Annotated in this window: 18 protein-coding genes; 5 read left to right on the top strand and 13 right to left on the bottom strand. The window is 68.4% G+C overall.

The window, feature by feature from the left end:
- Window positions 1–4: 4 nt before the first annotated feature.
- The 13 genes from EIZ45_RS19300 to EIZ45_RS19240 form a co-directional block, all read right to left on the bottom strand.
- Window positions 5–3,526 carry an AAA domain-containing protein gene (locus tag EIZ45_RS19300; RefSeq protein ID WP_370318152.1) on the bottom strand — a complete coding sequence of 1,174 codons (3,522 nt, stop codon included), beginning with the start codon at window positions 3,524–3,526 and terminating at the stop codon, window positions 5–7.
- 89 nt (window positions 3,527–3,615) lie between these two features.
- A complete protein-coding gene (locus tag EIZ45_RS19295) occupies window positions 3,616–3,972 on the bottom strand; it encodes a hypothetical protein (protein ID WP_134665259.1) in 357 nt (118 codons plus the stop codon).
- Between the two features lie 173 nt (window positions 3,973–4,145).
- A complete protein-coding gene (locus EIZ45_RS19290) occupies window positions 4,146–4,541 on the bottom strand; it encodes a VOC family protein (protein WP_037811038.1) in 396 nt (131 codons plus the stop codon).
- A gap of 60 nt (window positions 4,542–4,601) precedes the next feature.
- Entirely contained in the window at window positions 4,602–5,330 is a 729-nt protein-coding gene (locus tag EIZ45_RS19285) for a cyclopropane-fatty-acyl-phospholipid synthase family protein (protein WP_167756494.1), read from the bottom strand.
- 42 nt (window positions 5,331–5,372) lie between these two features.
- On the bottom strand, window positions 5,373–5,996 hold the full coding sequence (locus EIZ45_RS19280; protein WP_134665257.1) for a TetR family transcriptional regulator: 624 nt from the start codon (window positions 5,994–5,996) through the stop codon (window positions 5,373–5,375).
- A 1-nt stretch (window position 5,997) separates the two neighbouring features.
- Window positions 5,998–7,200 carry an NAD(P)/FAD-dependent oxidoreductase gene (locus tag EIZ45_RS19275; RefSeq protein ID WP_134665255.1) on the bottom strand — a complete coding sequence of 401 codons (1,203 nt, stop codon included), beginning with the start codon at window positions 7,198–7,200 and terminating at the stop codon, window positions 5,998–6,000.
- Window positions 7,197–7,388, bottom strand: a complete 192-nt coding sequence (locus EIZ45_RS19270) for a ferredoxin (protein WP_037811043.1) — start codon at window positions 7,386–7,388, stop codon at window positions 7,197–7,199. The genes EIZ45_RS19275 and EIZ45_RS19270 overlap by 4 nt, the downstream gene beginning before the upstream one ends.
- Window positions 7,388–8,788 carry a fatty acid desaturase gene (locus tag EIZ45_RS19265; protein ID WP_134665253.1) on the bottom strand — a complete coding sequence of 467 codons (1,401 nt, stop codon included), beginning with the start codon at window positions 8,786–8,788 and terminating at the stop codon, window positions 7,388–7,390. The genes EIZ45_RS19270 and EIZ45_RS19265 overlap by 1 nt, the downstream gene beginning before the upstream one ends.
- Window positions 8,789–9,034: 246 nt before the next feature.
- On the bottom strand, window positions 9,035–13,087 hold the full coding sequence (locus tag EIZ45_RS19260; protein ID WP_134665251.1) for a TIGR02680 family protein: 4,053 nt from the start codon (window positions 13,085–13,087) through the stop codon (window positions 9,035–9,037).
- The gene (locus EIZ45_RS19255) at window positions 13,084–14,325 is read right to left on the bottom strand and encodes a TIGR02678 family protein (protein ID WP_134665249.1); all 1,242 of its coding nucleotides are present in this window, start codon (window positions 14,323–14,325) and stop codon (window positions 13,084–13,086) included. The genes EIZ45_RS19260 and EIZ45_RS19255 overlap by 4 nt, the downstream gene beginning before the upstream one ends.
- Entirely contained in the window at window positions 14,322–15,860 is a 1,539-nt protein-coding gene (locus EIZ45_RS19250) for a TIGR02677 family protein (protein ID WP_134665247.1), read from the bottom strand. Before EIZ45_RS19250 ends, EIZ45_RS19255 begins: the two co-directional genes overlap by 4 nt.
- A 77-nt stretch (window positions 15,861–15,937) precedes the next feature.
- Window positions 15,938–17,140, bottom strand: coding sequence for a TIGR02679 family protein (locus EIZ45_RS19245; protein WP_240690735.1), 1,203 nt, complete (start codon window positions 17,138–17,140; stop codon window positions 15,938–15,940).
- 55 nt (window positions 17,141–17,195) lie between these two features.
- Window positions 17,196–18,068: a LysR family transcriptional regulator gene (locus tag EIZ45_RS19240; RefSeq protein ID WP_043830871.1), complete on the bottom strand. Its 873-nt coding sequence runs from the start codon at window positions 18,066–18,068 to the stop codon at window positions 17,196–17,198.
- A 129-nt stretch (window positions 18,069–18,197) separates the two neighbouring features.
- On the opposite strand from EIZ45_RS19240, the gene EIZ45_RS19235 reads away from it, so the two are divergent.
- From EIZ45_RS19235 to EIZ45_RS19215, 5 genes are read left to right on the top strand one after another with little or no spacing between them, the layout of a single operon-like run.
- Complete coding sequence (locus tag EIZ45_RS19235) at window positions 18,198–19,364, top strand: CaiB/BaiF CoA-transferase family protein (RefSeq protein ID WP_043830680.1); 1,167 nt, start codon at window positions 18,198–18,200, stop codon at window positions 19,362–19,364.
- Window positions 19,365–19,367: 3 nt separating this feature from the next.
- Window positions 19,368–20,540: an acyl-CoA dehydrogenase family protein gene (locus EIZ45_RS19230; protein ID WP_037811046.1), complete on the top strand. Its 1,173-nt coding sequence runs from the start codon at window positions 19,368–19,370 to the stop codon at window positions 20,538–20,540.
- A gap of 13 nt (window positions 20,541–20,553) precedes the next feature.
- On the top strand, window positions 20,554–21,717 hold the full coding sequence (locus EIZ45_RS19225; RefSeq protein WP_134665245.1) for an acyl-CoA dehydrogenase family protein: 1,164 nt from the start codon (window positions 20,554–20,556) through the stop codon (window positions 21,715–21,717).
- Between the two features lie 14 nt (window positions 21,718–21,731).
- Complete coding sequence (locus EIZ45_RS19220; protein WP_037811049.1) at window positions 21,732–22,589, top strand: 3-hydroxyacyl-CoA dehydrogenase NAD-binding domain-containing protein; 858 nt, start codon at window positions 21,732–21,734, stop codon at window positions 22,587–22,589.
- Window positions 22,586–24,067 (top strand): CoA transferase, encoded by a 1,482-nt coding sequence (locus EIZ45_RS19215; protein ID WP_134665243.1) that lies wholly within the window; start codon window positions 22,586–22,588, stop codon window positions 24,065–24,067. The genes EIZ45_RS19220 and EIZ45_RS19215 overlap by 4 nt, the downstream gene beginning before the upstream one ends.
- Window position 24,068 lies beyond the last annotated feature (1 nt).

The following is a 24,068-nucleotide window of genomic DNA, read 5'->3' as shown; positions in this document are numbered from 1 at the left end:
GCGGTCAGGCGTTGTCGAACAGGCGCCACGCCGGTACCCGGGTCGTGGTGCTGGAAGAGGTGTTGAGCAGGCGGGTGCGAAGCAGTTGCACTCGCAGGTGCTGGTGCCGAGGACGCTCATCGACCGGCCCTCGGTCGAGAAGGAAGGTGTGCTCTCCGGAGACCGCGTCGGCCAGGTAGCCGTTGCGGTAGGCCAGGAGTTCGACCTGGCCTTGGCAGCGGTGCCGGAGCCATGCATACAAAGCGGACAGAAGAGAATCCGCGTTCGCGCGGTGCTCCGTACTGCCACTGCGCTCGGCGGCCCGCACCAGCGCTGCGCCGATGTTGTCGTCTTCAGACCACACGCTGCGGTCGCCCACCACGATCAGCCGGCTGCGGGCGCGTGTCACCGCCACGTTCCACAGCGTGTCCTGTTGTTGCAGCCATCTTTTCGACTGCGCGGGAAAGTCTCGGCTGACGACCGGGGACAGCACGATCACGTCCCGTTCCCCGCCCTGGAAAGTGTGCACGGTGCCTGTGACGACTCTCGGATCGTGAGCCAAACGCCTTCCGAGAACGCCGGCCTGGCCCTTGTACGGCGTGATGACACCGATCGTCGCCGATTCGGGCAGCTCTGCCAGCAGGCGTTCGACGACCTCGGCGACACGGCGCGCCTCGACGTCGTTCTGCCAGGAAGTCGTTGTGCTTCGGGTCGCTGCTCCGGCGACGTCGATCCAACTGATCGGTGCCCCCGGCAGCTGCGTGCGTCGAGCCTCGTCGGTCAGGACGGTGAGCTGGCTCCGGTAGAAGCGCCGGTTCGCAAGGTCCGCGATCTCCGGATGGCAGCGGTAGTGCTCGTCAAGCAGAAGCGGAGCTCGGACGAGCCGTTCGACCGCGTGGAAAGCCGAATGCCGCCGGTAGGAAAGCTGGCGGGAATCCAGCCAGACAGGCGATACCCGGTGCGCCTTGACGAGTTCGGCTTCGGCCTGCTCGGACAACTTGATCACAGGGCCGAGCTGCTGCACGTCTCCGATCACCAGCGCCCGCGCGCCGCGGTAGAGCAACGGGATCAGGTGCGGGACGGAACACTGGCTTGCTTCGTCCACGATCACCAGGTCGAACGAGGCCGCATCGGCCGGAAGCCGACGGGCGCTCAACGCGGTGAGTGCCCAGCCCTTGACGTGCTCCCGGCACCGGCGCATCGCCGCCCAGCCTCCGGTCGACGACGCTCGGAGCAGCGTTTCGATCTCGGCTTTGCCGGTGTGTGCCGAGGTTCGCACGACCGTCTCCAGCGCCGCGCGGGAAGCGGCGAGGACCTGGTTCTCTGCCTGCGCGAGGTTGGCGGCGAGCTGGTCGTCGGACGGAGTCGGCCGGGCGCGTTCCTGCTGCCACTGCAACTCCGCCCACGCCCAGGTCGCAAGGCGCTGGCAAACCTCGGCCGTTGTTTCGCCGTGCCACCCGACCGAAGCGCAGAACTTCGCGCGCCGGCGTGCACCGAAGAACTTCGCGTTGGCTGCTCGGCTTGCACGGCGGTGCAGCGCGGCGAGGTCGGTGGCGGAGAAAGCCGTCGCGAGGGCAGCCGTGGTGCTGGAGAGCTGCTCGGCGAGTGCCTTGCGGTGCTGTCCCAACGCCAGCAGGCGTGCTTCTTGCTCCGCAGTTGCGGCCAAGGCACGGACTGCTTCGGTGTGGGCGGTGAACACCCGGTCTAGCTCTGCAACCGCAGTCGCTGAGTGCTGCCTCGGCGGCGGCATGGCGAGATAGTCGGTCAGTGTGCGCTTTTCCCGCTCTTTCATCTGCTGGTTCCCCGTACGGACCACCGCACCGGGGACGAGCTTTTCGCACCTCTCCCACACCTCGTCGACTGCACGGTTGTTGGTGGAGGCGACCAGCACCGACTGTCCGTTGACCAGCGCGGTGGCGACAGCGTTGGCGACGAGCTGGCTTTTCCCGGTGCCTGGCGGGCCGGTGGCGACGGTGAGCTGCTGGGTCATCGCCGATTCGAGCACCGCGCGCTGGCCGTCGTTGCATTGCTCGAGATAGACCGGCCGCCACGGCCGGACGGCCGCGTTGCCGGGAAGGCCGAACAATGGTGCCAGCGCAGTCTTGCGGATTTCCCCCTCGTGGTCGGCGATGTAGTCGAGGTCTTTGATCAAGCCATTGCTCGCCGAACCGCCTGCCTGGTGCGCGAACAGCACCGCCGCGTTCCGCGCTCCGGAGGTCGGGGTGTCGGTCTCGATCTCGGGTTCCAGCGAGTTCGGGCGCAGCGGCTGAACCGTGGCCAGTCCGAAGTCCTCGCGCAGGAAGTGTTGGACTTCTCGCAACAGATGCGAGTGCATCCCGCTTTGCCAGGTCGACTGGTAGGAGCTGAGCAGTGCCGCGGCCTCGTCGTTGTCCAGCAAGGCGTTCACAAGGCCGTCGTGCGGAACGACCTCGCCAACCGGCCGGAGCCGTCGTCCGCCCGCGCTGTCCACGACTTCTACCTGGGTCAGGAAGAGCGGGGCAAACTGCGGACGACCGCGACCCTGGTGCAGGACCACGGCCGGATAGCCGTACCAGAGCTCGGTGTGTTCGTCGGCCGAATCGACCAGCTGTGCGGCTTCGGCGGGCATCGGCACAGCTCCGTCGGAGTCCAGGTCGCGGACCAGCAGCCTTTCCGCGCCTTGGAAACAGGCGTACTGGCGCTGCGCATGCGCGTCCAACAGTCGCTTTGGCTCGGCGTCGTCCTTCCGGACACAGGCCTGGTAGTAGCGCAAGAGCGCGGCTGGCGTTGGTGCGCCGAAAGCGCTGGCGGCAGTGCCTTTGCCCGAGGGCTGCCCTGCTGTGGGCTGCACAGCTGATTGCGCGACCGGGCGGATCGCCTGACCGGCCTGGCAGCGGGCCAGGTGGATCTGCCCGTTGACCCGGTCCGCGGAGAACACCGGTACCTGCCGCTCGGCCTGCTCCGGTGGCTGTACCGCGCGAACCTGGTCGTTCACGTAGTGGAACAACTCGTTGGCGGACACGATCCCGTCGCCGTCGGTGTCCGCCTTGCCGGTCCGCAGTGCGGTCACGAGTTCCGCGGTGAACAACGAAAGCGTCGGCCCGGACCTCGGCCGGGAGTCGACCCAGGACAATTCGCTGGGACCGCTCGAGGCCATCACGTACACACCGCGCGGCTGCGGGAAGCCGTTGCGGTGCGCGCTGCCTTTGGCGAGGCGCGTGGTCATGCCCAGGCTGAAGCCACCGCTGTAGCAGCAGTCGAAAATGGCGACCTTCTGTGCGGCATAGCTGTTTTCCAGGTGTTCGTTGACAAACGACGCGCCGACCGCAGTCTGCTCGCAGGACGCCTTCCTGCTGTCGGCCGCAATGAAATGGAATTCCGACGTGCTGCCGGAAAGTCGATGGCCGTGCCCGCTGATGTAGAGCAGCCCGAGATCGTCGACCTCCAGGTCACCGAGGAACGCGGCTATGCGATCCCGCATCATGGCGGCGTCCGGATCGAGAACTGCCTGCACCTCGGCGAATTGGCCGATTGCCGGGTCTTCCAGAACTTGTCGCAGCTCTGCCACATCGGAGTGCGTGCAGGGCAAAGCAGAGAATCCGGCGGTGTCCCGGTAGCCGGCCGTTCCGATCAGCAGCGCGCGTTTGCGGCCGCCGCTCACTGGTGCCGTTTGTCGATGATCCGGGCGAGCATGCGCTCCTGTGCTTCGTCCGTCCCGGACGGCATCTCCAGTTCGACATCAGCGATCTTCAGCCGCACCGTGGCGCGCTTGGTCTTCGACCACTCCTTGATCAGCGTGACAAGCGCGGTGCCGAGCGGAGCCGCGGTGGCAGCCAGGAAGACCCACAGGTCGGCACTGCCGACGCTGCTTCCTTTTGCGCCGTCCGGGCCCGGCCCGGACTGCGGAATCCGTACTTCTGCGCCACCGTTTTTCTCGATTTCAGCACGCAGTGCGCGCGCCAGTCGTTCTTCTCGAATGATGTCGCCGCCAGCCTGCACGCGCAGTTCAAGCATGGGTGCTGAGTTTTCCACCGGCCCCCCTCGGGCTGATTTTCCACCTTTCGTGGTCACCATAGCGGCGGCGGGACTCTCCCGCGTCACCCACCTGAGGATTGTGGCTCGCCTTTGCGTCCGGAGTCCGGCTGACGGAAATGTACGGGAGCGCTGATGGAATATTCCAAAAATACTCAGCCCTTGGCGCTCAACTGCCAGGACACGCCCCACCGGTCGTTCACCCAGGCGAACGGGCCGAAGCCGTAATCGTCCAGCGGCATCAGGGTTCCGCCGCCCTCGCCGAGTGCCTCGTAGATCCGCTTCAGTTCGTCGGTCGAGTCCACAGTGACGAACAGCGATGTGGACGGCGTGAAGTCGAAGGCGTGCTGGACGAAGCTGTCGCTGCACCGCACCCGCTGTCCGGCGACGGTGAACTCGGCCATCACGATCGTTCCCTCCGGACCGGGTCCGTCGGCGCCGTAGCGCTCCTCGGACAGCACGGAGTCGCCCGGGAACAGCGAGGTGTAGAAGGCCATGGCCTCGGCGGCGTCGCGCTTCTGGAACATCAGGAACGGGACGAGGTCGGTCATCGGACTGCCCTTTCTCGGGGTGGGGGTCAGATCCGAACGTCGCATTGACAAGAAGTTTTGTCAAGCGCGCGCCACCACGCAGGCGAAGCCGAACGAGGCGCGGTAATCGCGGAGCCACTCGTCGCGGTGGGTGGTCGCGGCGGTGAGGGCTTCGGCTTGGTCCGGGTCTTCCGGGTGGTCCAGGGCCCATTCGGTGAGGCTGCCGGTCCACGACCATTCGTAGGCGTCCAGTTCGCCGCGGGTGCTCGTGTGGCCGTGGGTCGGCGTCCAGCTGGCGGAAATCACCTGGTCGAGGAGTTCCGGCAGGTCTGGCAGGTCGCCGAAGATCTCGAGCGCGGCGGGGGTCGGCTCGGCTTCCCAGTAGGCGTCGCCGATCAGCGCGCGGCCGCCGGGGCGGACGTGGGTGCGCAGGGCGGCGAGGGTGGCTGGCAAACCGCCGAAGGCGTGGGTGGAGCCGATGCACAGGACGGTGTCGAACTCTGGCGCGGCGGGGAATTCGGTGGCGGATTGGTGGTGGAGGGTCAGACGGTCGGCGACGCCTCGGTCGGTCGCGGCGGTGCGGGCGCGGGAGAGGGCGAATTCCGACGTGTCGACGCCGACGGCGCGGAGTTTCGGGTACGCGGCGAGAGCGCGGATGAGCCATTCGGCACCGCCGCAGCCCAGGTCCAGGATGACCGCGTCTTCGTGCGGGATGCTGCGCTCGAGCAGACGCTGGACCTCGTCGTCGCTGACCGGGGACGCGATGGGGTGCCGGGTGTGGGCGAGTGCGGAAAGTCGTTCACGGTTCACGCGCGCCACGCTGGCACGCACGGCCCGAACCGCGCACCTGGTTTACGAGCGGGTGCGCATCGATGCCGACGGGGCGGTGCCGAGCACGCGAGCGGCGACCCAGGCCAGGCCGTCGGCGGTTTCGGCGGGCGTGCCCGACGGCTGCATGACGTGGCTGAGCACGGTGCGCACGACGAGGTCCATGACCACGGTGAGCTGGCCGTCGTCGAGCGGCGGCGCGTAGCCGCGGACCCGGCCGCGCAGGACGGCCTTCGCTTCGGTGAGCAGGGTGCCGGCGCGGGTGGTCAGCAGCGGCAGGAACTCGTTGTCGGTGCCGTGCGTCGCGGAGGCGATGGCGCGCAGCAGGATGTTGTCGTCGGCCAGTTCGAGCACCGCGCGGACGGCGTCGTAGATCGCCTCGACCAGGTCGTCCGGATGCCGGTCGAACGCGGTGCTCACGACGGCGAGGAACCGGCGCAGCTCGTGCGAGATCATCGCCTCGGCGAGCGCGGTTTTCGAGCCGATCTCGTTGTAGACGGTCTGCCTGCTCACCCCGACCAGATCGGCCAGCCGTGCCATGGTGACCGTTGACCAGCCGGATTTCGCGGTGAGTTCGATGGCGGCGGTGATGATGGGCTGCCGGTACTGGCCGCCCGCGGGCACCGGAAGCACGCTCATAGCCGTCATTCTAGGCGGCCGTTTCGAGAGCGAAGGCGACTGCCTCAGACCACGGTGCTCGGGCAGCGATCCGCTTGCGGTACTTCATGATGTCGCGTGGCCGGTCGACGGTAAACGCGCCGACGAGCCGGTCGCCGCGCCGGTACAGCGCGGTGAAGCCGTGCTCGGCCGGGACCGCGACGACGACCTCGTCCGCGCGCGGCGTCCCGACGAACTGGATGCGGTGCGAGTACCAATCGGACCAGAAATACGGCACGGCGCTGAACACCCGCGCGCTCGCGGGGTCCAGCGCGTGCCGAGCCGCGGCCGCACCCTGCTCGGCCGCGTTCGTCCAGTGTTCCAGCCGCATCAGCTCGCCGTCGAACAACGCGTTCGCCACGTGCGCGACGTCTCCGGCCGCGTAAACGCCGTGTGCGGCGGCGAGGGTGCCGTCGCAGATGACGCCGCCGTCGCGTTCGTGCAGCAGTAGTCCGCTGTCGCGCAGCCAGCCGGTGGCTGGGGCCGCACCGATTCCAGCGACCACGAGGTCGGCCGGGAGGACTTCGCCGGTCGACAGCTGGACGCCGGTCACCGCGCCGTCTTGCGACGTGAAGCCGGTGACCCTGGTGCCCAGCCGGAGATCGGTGCCTGCCGCGCGATGCAGATCCGCGCAGACCTCGCCGACCTCGGGACCGATCGCGCGCACCAAAGGCGTTTCCAGCGTTTCCACAATAGACACTGGCAGGCCGCGTTTACGAGCGGCTGAAGCGACTTCTGAACCGATGAAACCGGCTCCGATCACGACTGTCCTAGCGCCACTGTCCAATGCGGACCGGATGGCGACCGCGTCGTCCGCGGTGCGCAGCGAGTGAATGCCGGAGATCTCCTCGGTGCCGGGAAGAACCCGGGCGGCGGCTCCGGTGGCGATGACGGCGGCGTCGTAGCGGACGGTCGTGTCGCCGGTGCGGATCTCCCTGGCGATCGGGTCGAGCCCGGTCGCGGGTGTGCCCAGCCGGAGTTCGACGCCGAGTTCGCGGAGGTCGTCCGCGCTGAGAAACGGTTCCACCGCAACCGGTCCGTCCGCCGCGAGGAAGGATTTCGACAGCGGCGGCCGGTCGTACGGCAGGTGGTCCTCGGCGCCGATCAGCACGATCCGGCCGTCGTATCCGGTCCGCCGCGCGGATTCGACCGCGCGCAGTCCCGCCAGCGACGCGCCCACCACGGCGAGTGTCATGACACCAGCTTCAGCGCGAGCACCGGGCAGGCGTCGACCGCCGCGGCGAGGTCGGTCCGGTGTTCCTCGCCGGGGTTCTCGTCGAGCACGACGACCGTGCCCTCGTCACCCACCTCGAAGAAGTCCGGGGCCATCGCTTCGCACATGCCCAGGCCGTCGCATTTGTTCAAATCCGCTTCGATCCGCATCACACACTCATCCTTCCAGGAGCAACGAAGTCGACCTTTTCCCTTACACCGCAGTCGGGACAGCACCAACTGTCCGGAATGGACGCCCACGGCGTACCGGCCGGGAAGCCTTCTCGCGGGTCGCCACGCTGCTCGTCGTAGACGTATCCGCAGCCTGGGCACATTCCGCCTTCGCTGGCGTCACCGCGCACGTCGTCCGGCGCGATCACCGGATCAACGGTGGAAGTTCCGTACCGGGCAAGGATTTTCTCGCGTTTCGACGGCTGGATGTTCGCCCGGCTGATGTCGCCGTCGAAGTGGTTGAGCACCCGCTGGTCCATCACGCGCCGCCACAGCGGCGGGAAGAGCGCGAGCACGATCATCCCGGCGTACCCGGTCGGCAGCACCGGGGATTCGGCGAAGTCGCGCAGGGTCTGGTAGCGGCGGGTCGGGTTGGCGTGGTGGTCGCTGTGCCGCTGCAGGTGGTACAGCAGGACGTTCGTCGCGATGTTGTTGGAATTCCAGCTGTGGCTGGGATCCACGCGCTCGTAGCGACGGCGCTCCGGCGGCCCGACCTTCTGCCGCAGCATCCCGTAGTGCTCCATGTAGTTCACGACTTCCAGCAGCGAGAACCCGATCACCGCCTGGATCACCAGGTACGGCAGGATCCCGACGCCGAGCCACGCCACCATCGCGACCCACAGCACCGCGGACATCAGCCACGCGTTGAGCACGTCGTTGCCGATCCGGAACGGATGCTTGTCGCGGCGGGCGTACCGCTTGCGCTCCAGCCCCCACGCGGATTTCAGCGAGCCGAACACGGTACGCGGCCAGAACCGGTAGAAGCTCTCGCCGACGCGGCTCGACGCCGGGTCCTCCGGAGTCGCGACGCGCACGTGATGGCCGCGGTTGTGCTCGATGTAGAAGTGCCCGTAGAAGCTTTGCGCCAGCGCGATCTTCGACAGCCAGCGCTCGTGGCTTTCCTTCTTGTGGCCCAGTTCGTGCGCGGTGTTGATGCCGATCCCGCCGATGCAGCCGATCGAGATCGCGAGGCCGATCTTGTCCGCGACGGACAGATCGCCGCGCGCGATGAGCCAGAACGCGAAGACGAACCCGACGTACTGGATCGGCAGGAACAGGTAGGTGATCCACCGGTAGTAGCGGTCCTGTTCGAGCCGCTCGATGACGTCGTCCGGCGGATTGCTCCGGTCGAGGCCGGCGACCAGGTCGATCGCGGGCACGATCGCCAGGATCACGATCGGCCCGATCCAGAACCAGACGCCCCAGCCGGTCGCGGCGTGCAGGCCGATCGCGAGGAACGCGAGCGACGGCACGACCAGCCCGATCAGCCACAGGTACCGCTTCTTGTCGGTCCATCCTTCGGTCGACCCCAGCGGCACCGTGCCGGTCATCTCGCTCATTACGCCCTCCTCCGTTGGCTGGCTTTACATGACGGTAAGACATGTACACCACGCTTGACAAGAGGAGTTGAAATGTAAAGCCGCCTCGGCCGGGTGAACCCGCAGGTGGAGCGGTACGTGAGGGGAACCCTGAGGGAATCAGATTCCCTCAGGGTTCCCCTCACGTACGTTCGCCTTGCCCGGCGCGTCCTGTGCGCTGGGCAGCGGAGCGACGCGGCCAAGTTCGCTGGGCCCGCCGAGAGCTGGTTACTCCGCGTCGATCGAGAGCAGTCGGTGGCCGTCCCACGTGAAGCGGGCAGTGGTGACCGCGTCGTCCCCGTCAGTGCCAGTGATGAGCTGGTGGATCCCGATCCCGCTGAGTTCCGCGTATACGCACCATTCGTGGTCGGACGTGAGCATGAGGTCCAGGTCCAAGGCGGACAAGAGGGCGAAGACCTGGCCGCGGTTCGTCGTGTCGACGCCGACGAAGACCTCGTCGAGCAGGATGATCCGGGGTGCCTCCGGCACGGCCTGGTAGTGCGCGGCGACGGCGGCGAAGAGCGGCAGATGAAGCGCGATGGCCTTCTCGCCGCCGGACAGCGCGCCGTGCAGTTTCCGGGTCAGCAGTTGCCAGCCCTCGCCGTTGGCCCGGTCGACTTTCACCACGAAGCGGTGCCACGCGGTGTAGTCGAAGACCTTGGCCAGTTGCTGTTCCCAGCCGGTGGCGGTGTCGTCGGCCTTGGCCTCCTCGATCCGGTCGCGGAAGAACTGGTGCAGGGATTCCCGATCGGCGGCGGTCAGCCGGACCGGATCCTTCAGCAGCAGATCGCGGGCCGCTTTCGTGCCGGGCGGGAGGTCGGTGGCGACCTGCCAGACCAGCCGGACCGCGACCTTCGACGCGGTGCGCACCTGCTCCAGCCGGTGGTTCATGTTCTCGACCAGTTCGTTCGCCTGGCGGATCCGCGCGGCGAGGTGCCGTCGCGTGTCGCCGGTGAGGGTCTGGTCGAAGAGCTCTCGTTCCCGTTCGGTGATCTCGCGGCGGCTTTCCTCGGCTTCCCCGTGCAAGATCTTCAGCAGTTCGGCCGCGCCGACCCGGATCCCGTCCACCACGGCGGTGAAGATCTGCACGTCCTCGTCTGTTTCGAGGTCGAGGTCAGCGCGGGTTTGGAGAACGGCGCGGCACGTGTGCATGGACTCGGACAGCCGGTGGAGCGCGTCGCCGATGTTGCTCGGGGAGTGCGGGACGCTCGGCCAGGCAGCGGCTACCAGCCGCGCGCCGTCCAACGCGGCGCGGACGCCGTCGCTGGCGCCGAGAACGGTTTCGAAGCGCTCAAGATCGTGGAGACCGCTGTCGGCGGGGAACACCCCGGACGCCAGCCTGCGGAAGCGGAGCGCTGCCGCATCGCGGTCGGCCACCGCTTTCTCGTGTTCGGCCGCGTCCGTCTCCCGGCGGTTGCGCCATTCCCCGACCTCGATCGCCAGCTCGGTGTGCCGGCTTTGCGTGGACTTCTGTGCGGCATCGAGTTCGGCGAGGTGCTCGCTGATTTTCTCGATTTTGGCCGCGACCTCGCGGTACTCGGCGCCGGCAGTGCTGTCTACCGCTTCGAGGGTCGCGGCTAGTTCTCGGTACTGCTCCTCGGCTTCTCCCGCTTCTTCCGCCCGCTGCCGGGCATCGCCGGCGGATCGGCCCGCCTGCGTGGCCAAGGAATCGAGCATCTGCCGTGCTGAGCGCAGGCCGTCGTGGCTTTCCAGCCAGTTCTCGCAGGCGGTGCGGAACGCGCGGGTGGCCGCGGCCAGATTCGCCAGTGCGGACCGTTCGGCAGGCATCCCGTATTCGGCGGCACAGGCGGTCAGCGTCCGCAGGGAATCCGCGACCTCGCGTTCTCGCCTGCCGACCAGTTCGATGCGTTCGCGCACGAGCCGATCGGCTCCGGCGAGTCCGATTTCCGCTCGGTCGAGGTGCCTGGCGGCGGTGTCGAGGGCGCTGTGCGGAGGCAGGCTCGCCCGCTCGTCGCGCACGGTTCCCCGGCGCAGGGAGAGCGCGGACAGTTCGGCCTCGACCTCGGCTATTTCCCCGTCCAGCACGAGGATTTCGTTCCGCAGCTCCTCGATGCGCCGTTCGCGAGCACGCCGGCGGGCAGCCGCGCCGATGTAGGCCGGGCGGTCCTTGTGCCAGCTGCCGGTGAGGTTGCCGAGCCGCCATGACCCGTCCGCACCGATCGCGGCAGCACCTTCGACCGGCAGCACGTCGCCGAAACCCACCGAAGCGAGCAGCCTGCGCACCGCGGGAGGAGCGACCTCGCCGCCGGGCTCGGGGGAAAGAACGTCCGCGAGCGAACGTCCGGCCGCCGCGGGCAAGGCGTCCGGGTCGGCGAAGACGTCGTGGCCCTTGACCTCTCCGCGTGAACCGACCCAAGCGTCCAGCAGTCCCGCGCCTTCGAGCGCGGCTTCGATTCCGGCGCGATCGTTTTCCTGGCTGGCGGCGGAGAAGTCGACCAGCCGCCACAACGGCGCACCGGCCATCTGCGTTCGGTCAGCGGTACGGGTCGGCGGCGCGAGCGGGGGAAGGTCTTTCTCGGCCTGGAGCCGGGCGATCTCGGTGCCGCGGTCGTCCCGTCGCTGCCGCAGTTCAGCCGCCAGCGCTTCGCGGGAAGCCTCCTGCCGGGTGATGTCTTGCAATGCCGTGTTGACTGCGTTCTCCACCTCGGCGTTCAACGCCCGCTCTGATTCCACGAGGTCCAGCAGCAGGTCGGGCTCGGGAAACACCAGTTCGCGACAGGCCCGTGCCCACGCGAGCACATCGGTTCGCAGCTGTTCCAGCGCGGCGGCTCGCTGCTCAGCGGCAAGATCCAGTTCTTTTTTCGCCTCGGAGAACGCTGATCGCGCTTGCTCCAGTTCCTCTTCCGCCTGGCCTCGCCGGTCGACTGCTCGCTCATGGCCGTCCAGCGCCTCATCGACTGCCCGCAGCTGTTCTTCCCGGCTTTGCACAGCGGCGCGCAGCAACGGCCGGGCCGCGGCCGGATCGGCACCGTCCAGCTGCGCCGCGATCTCGCCGTGCACGCTGGGCATCCCGGCCCGTACGGCGGTCTGCCGGGTCTCGCTCTCCAGGCTCCGCGCGTGCTCCGTCCGGCGGCGAACGTCCTGCTCGGTGCTGCTCCTGGCGCGCTCGTCTTTCTCCGCTTCCTCTTTCTTCCGGCTGGACTCGGTCAGCAACCGCTCCGCCCGGGACTTGGCGTCGCCGGTTCGCCTGCGAAGAAGGTCCAGTTCCGAACCGCGCTGGTAAGCCTCGCTCTCGATCAACCCGGTCTTGTGCGCCGACGAGGTGCGGATCTGCTTGGCCAGTTCGTCGATCCGCTGCTCGGCGGCTTCCTTTTCCCGCGTCGCGGTTTCGTACCGGGCTGCTGACTCGCGCGCCGTCGAGGCCCGCTTCTCCATCTCGGTGGTGGCGGAGATCAGCGTGCCCGCGCCGGCGCGCAGCACCCGCTGGGCATACGTCCGTTGCCGGGCGGCGAGAGTGCGGGTCGATTCGACCAGCTCCTCCAGCCCTTTCAGCCGTTCGTGGTGCTTGTCCAGCCTTTCGAAGCCCTCGGCGAGGTCGGCGATTTCCTGCTGGCCCAGCGGCGGGAGTGCCTTGGACAGCAGATCGGACAGCAGGCTCGGGTCCAGCCGTTGCGACAGTTTCGGCATGCGCAACTGGAGCAGCGCGAGGATCAGCGCGTCGAACCGTTGTTCGCTCAGCCCCGGGAACAGCGTGGCGCGGACTTCGGCCCGGTAGTCGGTCGCGTTCCCGTAGAGCGTGCCCTCGGAGCCGAGCCGTTGTTCGAGTGCCTGCCGGGTCAGCGGCTGACCGGAGTCGTTGACCAGGCTGATGCCGCCGGGAACCCCGATTCGCTGCGAGGTCGTGAAATAGTCCGGGTGCACGGTCGAGGTGCGGGAGCTGGCCTGAAGCCGTGCGCCGCAGGTGAACCACCGCTCGGGGGTTCCCGGGAAGCGGAACTCCAGCCAGACGTAGCCGACCCGGGTCACTCCGGACGCGCCCTCGCCCATGAGGTTCCAGTGCATCGTGCGCTCGCCGGTGCCGAACGTGGACAACCTGTTCGCGCGGAGACTCGCGTCGAAGAGGAACGGCAGCAGCAGTTCAAGCGCTTTCGACTTGCCGCTGCCGTTCGGGCCCCGGAGCAGGAGCCTGCCGTGATGGAATTCGAAGACTTCGTCGTAATACCGCCAGATGTTCAGGATCCCGGCGCGAGCGGGTTGCCAGCGGTCCGTCTGGCGCGAGAACGAGTCATCGGCGTGCCGCGGGAGTTCGGTGACCGTCATCGTGGCGTTCCTTCGCTGTCAGCGGTCCGGGCTTCGCGGACGGTGTAGCGCGCTGCCGCGGGAAGCGGCCGGACGATTCCGGAAGACAGCTGGGCCAGCCCGAATGCCATCAGCACCTCGATCGCGTCGGCGGCCAGCCGGGCGGCGCCGTCCGGACCGCGATATCCCTCGGCCCATCGGGGAAAGCGGCTGAGCAGTTCGGCTGCCTGGATCCGCAGCTGCTCGACCGTGACCGGACCAGTGAGCGTTTCCAGCAAGAGGAGCGCGGCCACCTTCGCGTTGCCCGCGTCGTCGGGGAAGCGGGAATCCGTCGCGACGCTCTCGACGTCCACCAGCAGCACGCCCTCCGCGCGCTCCTCCAAAACGAAGCCGCCCTGTTCGGCTGCACGGCGAAGCAACTGCCGTCCGGTGGGCGAAGTGAGGTAGGCGCGTTCAGCATCGCTGAGGTCTTCGTAGTAGAGCACGGGATCGTCGACCAGCCGACGGAAAACTGAGTGCCGGAGCCACAAATTCCGCTGCACCTCCGACTGCCCGGGACGGTCGCTGTGCGCACTGGCGTCGCCGTACCGCCGTTCGCGGGAAACCGCGGCGAGGAGTTCCTCGAAGCGAAGCGCGACTTCGTCAAGCGGCACCTCGAGACGGGAAGGCCCGATCGGCGCGGACAGCAATCGCAGCACCAGCGTGCTGTCGATCTGGTACAGCACCTTGGCTTCGGTCGACTCGACGAACGCTTCGGTCGAGCCGTCGACGGCGTCGAGCACGCCGTAGTGCTCCAACAGCCGGAGGACATCGACTAATGCCCGCCGTTCTTCGCGGCTGGCGGTGTCCAGCGTCGTGATCGCTTCGTCCGCGGCGGTTGCTTGCGCCACTCGCTTCGCGAGCAGCCCAATCGTGGTCACCGGCGTCGCGAGCAGTTCCGCCGCGGTAACGCACAACAGCACGTAACGTCGCCGATCGAACGGAGCTTTGCCGGAACGGAGCCGGCGCAGCGGCCGCCGCGGGTCGTCGGCTGCCCGCACCTTGGCCAGCCGCGCATAACCGAGCCTCGGCTCGACCGTCAAAGTCCAGCCGCAGTAGTAATCGAACCATTGCCGGATCGGTTCCCCGCGGCGGCGGATCAAGTCGAACACGTCCGGCTTGGTGCGCTCGGTGATCAGCGGAGTGGCGAGGAGCTGGCGGATTCCCAGCGCGACCTCCTCGCGCTCGGCCGCGGCCAGTTGATTCGCCAGCTGACTCATGCCCCGCCTCCGCTCGCCCTGCGGGCCTGGGCGGCGCCCGCGGTGCGGATCTCGATCTCGTAGTCGGGTCCGCGGAAGAGCCCGCGCGGCGTGGAGAGCTTTGCCACGGCTCCGTCGGCGGGCGGGCGGAGCAGGATCTCGATCCGGCCGTCGGACGTCGTGCTTTGCCGGACACCGCTTCGGCTCGGGACGGTTCCGAGGGCGCGGCCGAGCAGGTCGAGCAGCCTTTCGAACACCGCGTGGTCGAGCTTGCCGAAGGCGGCGAGCCGGATCGGCCCGCCGGTGTCGAGCAGGTCCCAGGCGGCCTCCAGCTCGGCTCGTTCGGCACGGGCCCGCTCGGCCCTGGCCGCCTTGATCGCGGCGACGTCGCGGACCTTTCCGGTGCGGCTGAAGCGTTCGGTCTTCCCCGAGGTGCGGAGCAACGGGGAGACCTCGACCGGCGGAGCTTCCTCCCACGACGTGGCGGAGCTGATCAACTCAGGATCGGGATGGGCGAGGTGCGCGTGCCGGGCCGAGCTGAGCCCGAAGACTGTCGACCACAACCGGTGCAGGTCGCCCTGTGCGGGGACGACGGCGAACCACCTGGCCAGCTCGCGGAAGTCGGCCGCCGCGCTGCTGGCCCGCCGCCGTGACTCGGTGATCCGGTCGAGGACTTGCAGCAGCGTGATGATCGCGCGCCGGGCGACGACATGCAGATGTTCGGCCCGCGGCGTCGACCCGTCCGAAGGCAGAAACCAGGCTCGGAGCCCGTCCCAGCGGGCCCGGCGATGCGCCAGCCATTCCGGACCGGGATCGGTGCCGGAGAACCGCGGGAGATCCGCCCCGATCAGCGCGCGCTGGTGCATCAGCCCGACCCCGCGGTCTTCGACCTGCTGGATCCGGACGCTGATCGTGTGCCGCCGCTGCTCCAGGTCGGTCAGGAATTCCTCGAGGTAGGCCACTGTGGACGCCTTGACCTCGTGGAAGGTGGCGAGGGTGGCTCCTTCCGAACGCAGCAGCCGCTGCAGTTCGCCGTTGAACTGCTTGGTGTTCGCGCGCAAGGCTTCGAGGTGGCTCTCCAGTTCGGTCAGCGCGGTGAACACCCGGCGATCCGAACCGGCGTCCAGTTCGCGCGCCAGGTCGGCGAGCCGGTCGGCGATCGCGTCGAGGACCGCGGTTTGCAGCGCTCCGGCCGACGCGAGCATGCTCATCGCGTGCACGACGCCGGCGAACGCGGCTTCGCCTTGCCGGGTCAGGGAATACTGCAGGTTGCGCCGCTCGTACTCGGCGGCTGAGCGGTAGTTCTCCGAATGGTTCTGGACGATGTCGACGAGATGCCATCCGTGAAGCTGGTCCAGCGCGCGCCGGAGTTCCTCGTCCTCGAGCGCGTCGAGCCAGCCGACCGAACGCAGGCGGGCCCGGACGTCGTCCAGTCCGAGGGAAGTCTCCAGCCGCTCGTTCGCCTCTCCGAAAGCGTGCAGCACCGACACGTACAGTCCGGCCAGGTCTCCGCTGGTGAAGCGGAACATCTCAGGCGGGACACGGATCGGGTCCATGCGTCCTCCTGCCATCGTCACCGGCAACGGTACGGGAAGGCACCGACACTTCAGCCGCTCAGCTCCCTCGCGGACAGCTATGGTCGCGCGATGATCTCGTCGAGAAGGCGGTCGGCAACGCGTTCTTCCGGCACCGTTTTTCCTTGCTCAGCCAGGTGATTCGCCAGTTCCGGGTCCCAGGGAACCGGGGTCGCTCTCCCGCACGGCGGGCCGTCGGCGACCGCGGACAGGTAGTCGGCGCTCGTCATCCGCCATGGCTTCGCGCCGGTTCGGGCTACGACATTCGCAGCGATTCGCAGTCCGTCCCCGTCGAAATCGCCGTGGTAGTACAGAGTCGTTCCGATCTGCGCTAGCTGCTTCAGCAAGGCCACCCCGGCGCTGCTCGGCCAGCCGGACGTGCAGATCAGCGGAGGGCAGGAACTGCCGAAGCGAGCCAGCGCGAGAGCCAGCACGCTGGGGTTCTCGAACACCCAGACCTTGTCCGGTGCGGTTGTCAGCCTGCTGGCGCGGAGTTGCTGCAACGTCAAGACCGCCGCCGTTCCGGCTTCTTGGCACACCCGGAGGACCCGGCCGACGACGTGGTCGCCAGGGAGCGGCAGCCCGGCCGCGAGCACTGCGGACGACAGTTCGTCGTCGGCGACGCCTGCTCGCTCCCACAACGCTCGACGTTCCGGCGCGTCCGCTGGCGGCGGTACGTCGTAAATCTCAGTCAGCGCTTTGAGGACGAGATTCGCGGTGCGGGTGCCGTCGTCCAGCGCATGTGTCGCGTCGAGCACCGAATCGGCGAACACCGGCAGCGGCACGCCTGCGGCAGGCAATTCCGACAGCACCCGCAGCGCCCGTTCGAGTTCGAGCCGGGTGCGGTCGATCGAGCTCTCGATCAAGCCGGCCCGGCGGACCCCCGCTGTCCAGGTACGCAACGCCGGTTGCGCGGCGATCACCGGATGGCTGTCGAGCCAATTCCACAGGCTGGCGCGGGCTTCGGCGGCCGTTCGGCGATCCTGCGCGCGGTTGCCGATCGGGCCGACCAGCTTCGCGACGACCTCGCGCGCTCCCACGCCGGCGATTTCGTGAAGGACCTCGTCCAGCCGGGTCAAGGAGACGGTCGGATGCTGACCGGGAAGCTGGGCCAGGCCGAGCAGGTCGGCGACGGCCGTTTGCTGCTCGGAATCGAGCGGGCCGACCCGGACGCGGCTGACCGGAAGCCCGGACGAGAGCCTGGCGTGCACCGCTTGCCACACCGGGGTCAGTGCCGCGGGAAGGCGGTGGAGGGGGTCCACGTGGCGAGTGTAGGGGGTCGTGAGTGCCTATCCCGGTTCTAACCGTGATCGCCACTCACGACGCGCGGGCGTGCCGCAGCACCTCGACCACCGGGTCCAGCCGGGTGTCGGCGGTGCGCCGGATCAGGAACGTGGTCAGCGTGGCGACGAGATCGTCGATCGGCAGGACCGCGCATTCGTTCGGGTCCAGCGCCAGCGCGGTCGCGGATTCGACCGGTGCGAGGGTGAAGCTCTTGGTGCTGCGCAGGAAGATCAACAGCCCGCTGACGTCGGAGAATTGCGCTTCCGGGTCGACCAGCACGCCCTTGGCGGCCAGTTGCTCGGCGCGCCGGGAGCCGAGATCCCAGTGCCGCGGTCCCTGCAGATACTGGAATCCGCGCAGGTCGGCGAGGGTGAGCGAGGTCCGGTCGGGGAATCGCGACGCGTCCACCACCGCGCCCAGCGGTTCGCGGTAAAGGACGATGGTGGACAGCCGGTCGTCCGAGGTGCCGAGATGCGACACGGCGAGGTCGAGCGAGTTGCTGAGCAGCGCCGATTCCATCCCGAGCGACGGCATCTGCCGCAGGGTGAACCGGTAGGAACCGTCCAGCGCGCGGATCGATTCGCTGAGCTGGCGACGGTGCGCGGGATTGAGCACGTCGGGGATGGCGAGCCGGACGTCGGCACGCTGGTCGCGGGTGCGCATGCGGACCGGAATGGCGTCGAAGCCCGAAACGACCGATTCGGCGAGCGGCAGCAGCGCCTCGCCCGCCTCGGACAGCCGGGTGTGGTGGGTGGAGCGGTCGAACAGCGGTTCTCCCAGCTCGCGTTCGAGGTCGCGAATGCGCTGGCTGAGCGGCGGAACGGACATGTTCAGCGCCCGCGCCGCACGGGTGAAGTTCAGCTCGCGCGCGACCGCGAGGAAGTACCGCAGGTGGTGAATCTCCACGCTGAGCAGCGTACCCACGGTGTTATCACGGTGGTCATACCGATCTGATGCACTCGGTCATTCCCTTCTGGTGAGCAAGCGCTTAGCGTCAGTGGTGAAGCAAAGATCGTCAACGGGAGGACCGCGAAGATGGATGCCACCGGACCGCTTTCCGGGGTGAAGGTGCTCGACCTGTCGTCCGCGGTGATGGGCCCGTACGCCACGCAGATCCTCGGCGACTTCGGCGCCGACGTGATCCGGGTCGAACCGCTGCGCGACGTCGCCCGGCACTCGCCGGCCAACACCGGCCGCACGCCCGGGATGGCCCCGCTGTACATGCAGGTCAACCAGAACAAGCGCAGTATCGAACTCGACCTCAAGGACCCGGCCGGCCGCGAAGACCTCTTCGCCCTGCTCGCCGACGCCGACGTCCTCGTCACCAACATGCGCGCCGCCGCGCTCGACCGGCTCGGCCTCGGCTACGAGCAGCTGCGCGAACGCTTCCCCCGCCTGGTCTACGCCCACGCGCAGGGCTTCGCGCCCGGCTCGTCGCGCGCCAACCGGCCCGCCTACGACGAGGTCATCCAGGCCACGTCCGGCCTGGTCAGCCTCCAGGACCGGGCAGGCGGCACGCTGCAGTTCGTCCCGACCTTCATCGCCGACAAGACCGCCGCGCTGTACCTGCTCAACGGCGTGCTCGCCGCGCTCTTCGACCAGCAGCGCACCGGCAAGGGCCAGCAGGTCGAACTCGCGATGGCCGACGCGATGATCGCGGTCAACCTCGTCGAGCACCTGGCGGGCGACGTCTTCGTCCCGGCCGCCGGCGACGTCGGCAACCCGCTTTCGCTCAGCGACACGCACGCGGCCATGCGCACGGCCGACGGCGGCGCGATCGCCGCGGTGCCCTACACCAACGACGCCGTGCGGACGCTGCTGATCGGCGCCGGCCTCGAGGACGCCGCTGCCGATCCGGCCTGGGACTCCCCGGTGATCGACCGGGAGATTTTCACCGCGGGGGTGGAGAAGGTACTGGCCAACTCCGCCAGCCGCACCACCGCGGAGTGGGAGGAGTACCTGACCGCCCACGACGTTCCGTACGCGGTCGTCGTCGACATCGCCGACCTGCCGACCGACCCGTACGTTCAGGAAGTCGGGCTGATCACCGAGCGGGAACACCCGACCGAGGGCACTGTCCGCGTCGTGGAGAGCCCGCTGCATTTCTCGCGGACCCCGGCCGGGTTCCGCAGGCACGCCGAACGCGCTGGCGCGAGCACCGCCGAAGTCGTCGGAGCCGTACGCACCACTGAAGGGGTTTGATCGATGGATCTCGAACTGTCTCAAGAGGACCTCGCGTTCCGGGACGAATTGCGGGAGGTGTTCCTCGGCGCGATTCCGGAGGAAGTCCGCAAGCGCAGCGCACTCGGCCTGATCACGCGTGACGACATCGTCACCAGCCAGCGGATCCTGAACGAGCACGGTCTGGCCGTGCCGCACTGGCCGGTCGAATGGGGCGGTCGCGATTGGACTCCGACCCAGTCCCACATCTACGCCTCCGAACTGCAGCGCAACGCGGTGCCGCAGCCGCTCGCCTTCAACGCGAGCATGGTCGGCCCGATCATCGCCGAGTTCGGCAGCGAGGAGCAGAAGCAGAAGTTCCTTCCCGCCACCGCGAATCTCGACATCTGGTGGTCGCAGGGCTTCTCCGAGCCGGAGGCCGGTTCCGACCTCGCCGGGCTGCGCACCACCGCGAAGCGCGACGGCGACCACTACGTCCTCAATGGACAGAAGACCTGGACCACGCTCGGCCAGTACGGCGACTGGATGTTCGTGCTCGCGCGGACCAACCCGGACGCGCCGCGCAAGCAGCAGGGGCTGTCCTTCCTGCTGCTCGACCTGAACACGCCGGGCATCGAACGACGTCCGATCAAGCTGGTCGACGGTTCGGCCGAGGTCAACGAGTTCTTCTTCGACAACGTGGTGATCCCGGCGGAGAACCTCGTCGGCGAGGAGAACAAGGGCTGGACGTACGCGAAGTTCCTGCTCGGCAACGAGCGCAACGGCATCGCCCAGGTCGGCACCGGTCAGCGGATCTTCGCCGACCTCGCCGCCGCGGCCGCGGATCTGCCCACTGAGGACGGTCCGCTCGCGCAGGACGCCGAGTTCCGCGCCGCGATGCACACCGCGAAGACCACGCTGCTCGCGCTCGAGGCGACCCAGATGCGGGTCACCGCCGCTTCCGAAAACGGACAGCCGAGCCCGGTGTCGTCGCTGCTCAAGATGGAGGGCACGCAGGCCCTGCAGGCGCTGACGAAGCTGCGCATGCGCGCGGCCGGTTCCGACGGCATGCTGCTGGACACCGAATCGCCGGTGCGGGCCGACGAGGCCGCGGTCGTGGCCGCGGCGCAGTACCTGAACCAGCGGAAGCTGTCGATTTTCGGCGGCTCCAACGAAATCCAGCGCGGCGTCATCGCGAAGACGATCCTCGGTCTGTAAGGGACGGCGACTCATGAACCTCGAATTCAACGAAGACCAGAAGCTGCTGTTCGAGACCGTCGACACGGCGGTCGGCCGCGGCTACCCGGCAGGCGGCCGCGCGGCCGCGACGAGCAGCGAACTCGGCTGGAACGACCAGGTCTGGAGCACCCTCGGCGAGCTGGGTCTCGCCGGTCTCCCGATCTCCGCGGACCACGACGGCGCGGGCGCGGGCCCGGTCGAGGTCTACGCGACGCTGGAAGCGATGGGCAAGCACGCGGCGGCCGAACCGCTGCTCGACGGCGTGTTCCTGCCGTCGTGGATCATCGCCGAGCTGGGCACCGACGACCAGGTCAAGGAGCTGCTTCCGCTGCTCGCCAGCGGTGGCACCACGATCGCGGTCGCGCACGCCGAGCCGGGACGTCCGTGGGGCGTCGCGCCGTCGGTGTCGGCGGCCGGTTCCGCGCTGACCGGCGTGAAGTCCCCGGTGCGCAACGCCGACCAGGCCGACAAGTTCCTGGTCACCGCGGTCGACGAGAACGGCCGCACCGGGGTGTACCTGGTCGAGGCGACTGCCGAAGGCATCACTCGCGTCGACGGCAGGGCCGCGGACTGGGGACACACGTCGCAGGTCGAATTCGCTGGTACGCCGGCGGTTCTGCTCGGCACCTCGGACTCCGACACGCCCGCCGGCTTGCGTCGCGCGTTCTCGCGGGCGCGGGTCGCGGTGACCGGCGAGGCGATCGGTCTGATGGAGACCGGGCTCGCGATGACCGTCGAATACCTCAAGACCCGCAAGCAGTTCGGTGTTCCGCTGGCGGCGTTCCAGGCGCTCGTGCACCGTGCGGCTGACCTGTACGCGAAGGTCGAGCTGGCTCGTTCGCTGGCGCTGTGGGCCACCGCGACGGTCGAGGCGTACGACAACGGTGCGTCCACAGTGGACCTCGACGCCACGGCAGACGACGCGTTCGTGTTCGTGTGCGACGCGGCGACCGCGACCGCCGAGGAGATCGTCCAGCTGCACGGCGGCATCGGAATGACTTACGAATCAGAGGTCGCGCACCACGCGGCGCGCCTCATCGCCATCACGGAGAGTTACGGCGGAGTGAGCGCGGCCCGTCGCCGCGCGCTAGCGTCGGACGCGTTGCTGACGCCGCCGAGCGCGCTGCTCAACAACGCGGACGCGGTCACCGCCTGAGAAAGGAGCGCGCCATGCCGGTCGTCGCGATCGTCGGCGCTGGGGTCATCGGAGTGTCGTGGGCTCGGCTGTTCGCCGAGGCGGGCTGGACGGTGCGAGTCACCGATCCGCGCCCGGACCTGCGGGAAATCGTCTCTCGCGACCTCGCCGGGCTGCCCGCCACGGCAGTCGCGGACCTCGCGGAAGCCGCTGCCGGAGCCGACTTCGTCCAGGAGTCGGGCCCGGAGCGGATCGAGCTGAAGCGGGAAATGTTCGCGACGCTCGCCGCCGCCACGCGCGACGACGTAGTACTGGCGTCATCCTCGTCGTCGCTGTTGCCCTCGGTGATCGCCGAGGGCAACGCGGCGGCCTCGAGGATCGTCATCGGGCATCCGTTCAACCCGCCCGAACTGATGCCGCTGGTCGAGGTGGTGCCCGGGGTTTCGACCGCCGAGGAGACCGTGGCGAAGGCCGTCGAGGTCTACCGCGGGCTGGGCAAGAAGCCGATCACGCTGAAGAAGGAAGTGCCCGGCTTCGTCGGGAACCGGCTGCAGAAGGTCTTCAACGACCAGGCGATGTACCTCGTGCAGCAGGGCGTCGTGTCCGCGGCGGACCTGGACGAGCTGGTCAAGGCATCGCTCGGGCCGCGGTGGGCGACCATCGGGCCGTTCGAAAGCATGCACCTCGGCGGCGGTCCGGACGGGATCCGGCACCTGGTGAGCCATGTCGGCTCGCAGATGAAGTTCGAGATCGGCCGTCCGGACCGGGAACACCTCGACGCGGTGATCGACGAGGTCGAGCAGACCTACGGGACCGCGGACACCTACGCCGAGCGGGTCGAAGCGCGCGACAGCCGTACTCGCGCGGTGGTGGACGCGCTGGAGAAGGCATGAGCCTCACCGAGCAACTCGAGGCCGCGCTCGCCAAACCAGCCACCACCGACGAATACGATCTGCACCAGCCGCTCGCCGATCTCCTCGGCTCGGTCGGCCTGCAGGAATCCGACGCAGGCGGCCGGATCGAGTTCACCGGAGCGGACCCGGTACTGCCGGGCGCGCTGCGGCTGGCCGGGGCGACGTCGATCGCGCTGGCGGCGAAATCCGTTGCGGTGGCGAAGATCTGGCAGCTGCGCGGCGGACGCGGACAGGACATTTCGATGGACCTGCGGACCGCGCCGCACCGGCTGTGCCCGTTCTACGACAAGAAATGGGAACTGCTCGACGGCTACCCGCAGGGCGACCCGGCGCGCGTCGATCCCGCCTTCGGCACCGATCGGTTTTACTCTACCGCGGACGGCCGCTGGGTACACCCGATCAGCCCGTATCCGAAGCTGCGCAACGACGCTGCCGCGCTGCTGGGCGTTCCCGAGCGGGATGCCGTGGTGCAGCGAGCGATCGCGCAGTGGAACTCGTTCGAGCTGGAGGACGCCGCCGAAGCCGCGGGCGTCATCATGCCGGTGGTGCGCACGACCGAAGAGCTGATGGCGACCGAGCAGTACCAGTCGGTGTTGTCGACGATGCCGCCGGTGATTGTCGAGCGGATCGGCGAAAGCGCGCCGGAACCGTTGCACCCCAACCCTTCCACGCCGCTCGAAGGAATCCGCGCTCTCGGTCGGGCGCACATCATCGCGGGCGCTGGCTGCGGCCGGGCGCTGGCGTTGCACGGCGCGGACGTGCTGAACGTGTGGGATCCAGGCGAGTACGAACTGCCGGTGCTGTACGCGACGTCCAATGTGGGCGTTCGCTCCACCCGGCTCGACTTCCGTCGCCCCGTCGACCAGGAGCGGATGCACTGGCTGCTTACCGGTGCCGACATCTTCTACGCCAACCGTCGCCCCGGATACCTTGCGCGGCACGGTCTCGACGCAGAAACCGCCGCTGAGATCCGTCCCGGAATTATCCACGCCGAAGTGACGCTCAACGGCGGCACCGGCCCGTGGTCCGGCCGAGTCGGCTTCGACCAGACAGCTGGCTGCCTGTCCGGCGTCATGCTGCTGGAAGGCGAGGGCGGGGTCCCGTCGCTGCCCGCGGTGCCGGTGGTGAACGACTACATCACTTCCTGGTTCCTGCAATTGGGAATCCTGCGTGCACTCATGCTCCGCGCCGAATGGGGCGGTTCCTACCGAGTGCAGGTTTCGCTCACGCGCGTCGCCTTGTGGTTGCTGAGCCTGGGAATCTTCGACAAGGGCTACGCCGCGGAGGTCGCCGGTGTCGCGCCCGGGCACGAATACTTCGGCCCCGAGACGTTCACCGCGGACACCCCGCTCGGCCGCTACCGCGGCGTCACCGAACAGATCCGGATGTCCGAGACTCCGGGCTATTACACGAATCCGCTGATCCCCATGGGATCGCACCGTCCAGAGTGGAGGTGAC

Source organism: Amycolatopsis sp. CFH S0740 (assembly GCF_004522315.1).
Taxonomy (GTDB): Bacteria; Actinomycetota; Actinomycetes; order Mycobacteriales; family Pseudonocardiaceae; genus Amycolatopsis; species Amycolatopsis nivea.
The sequence above is the reverse complement of the archived record's forward strand: the minus strand, read 5'-3'. Positions and strand labels throughout refer to the sequence as shown.

Coding starts and splice junctions, on each gene's coding strand:
- EIZ45_RS19295 (WP_134665259.1), bottom strand. CDS start 3,972: ATGCTTGAACTGCGCGTGCAGGCTGGCGGCGACATCATTCGAGAAGAA.
- EIZ45_RS19290 (WP_037811038.1), bottom strand. CDS start 4,541: ATGACCGACCTCGTCCCGTTCCTGATGTTCCAGAAGCGCGACGCCGCC.
- EIZ45_RS19280 (WP_134665257.1), bottom strand. CDS start 5,996: ATGACGGCTATGAGCGTGCTTCCGGTGCCCGCGGGCGGCCAGTACCGG.
- EIZ45_RS19275 (WP_134665255.1), bottom strand. CDS start 7,200: ATGACACTCGCCGTGGTGGGCGCGTCGCTGGCGGGACTGCGCGCGGTC.
- EIZ45_RS19270 (WP_037811043.1), bottom strand. CDS start 7,388: ATGCGGATCGAAGCGGATTTGAACAAATGCGACGGCCTGGGCATGTGC.
- EIZ45_RS19265 (WP_134665253.1), bottom strand. CDS start 8,788: ATGAGCGAGATGACCGGCACGGTGCCGCTGGGGTCGACCGAAGGATGG.
- EIZ45_RS19260 (WP_134665251.1), bottom strand. CDS start 13,087: ATGACGGTCACCGAACTCCCGCGGCACGCCGATGACTCGTTCTCGCGC.
- EIZ45_RS19255 (WP_134665249.1), bottom strand. CDS start 14,325: ATGAGTCAGCTGGCGAATCAACTGGCCGCGGCCGAGCGCGAGGAGGTC.
- EIZ45_RS19250 (WP_134665247.1), bottom strand. CDS start 15,860: ATGGACCCGATCCGTGTCCCGCCTGAGATGTTCCGCTTCACCAGCGGA.
- EIZ45_RS19235 (WP_043830680.1), top strand. CDS start 18,198: ATGGATGCCACCGGACCGCTTTCCGGGGTGAAGGTGCTCGACCTGTCG.
- EIZ45_RS19230 (WP_037811046.1), top strand. CDS start 19,368: ATGGATCTCGAACTGTCTCAAGAGGACCTCGCGTTCCGGGACGAATTG.
- EIZ45_RS19225 (WP_134665245.1), top strand. CDS start 20,554: ATGAACCTCGAATTCAACGAAGACCAGAAGCTGCTGTTCGAGACCGTC.
- EIZ45_RS19220 (WP_037811049.1), top strand. CDS start 21,732: ATGCCGGTCGTCGCGATCGTCGGCGCTGGGGTCATCGGAGTGTCGTGG.
- EIZ45_RS19215 (WP_134665243.1), top strand. CDS start 22,586: ATGAGCCTCACCGAGCAACTCGAGGCCGCGCTCGCCAAACCAGCCACC.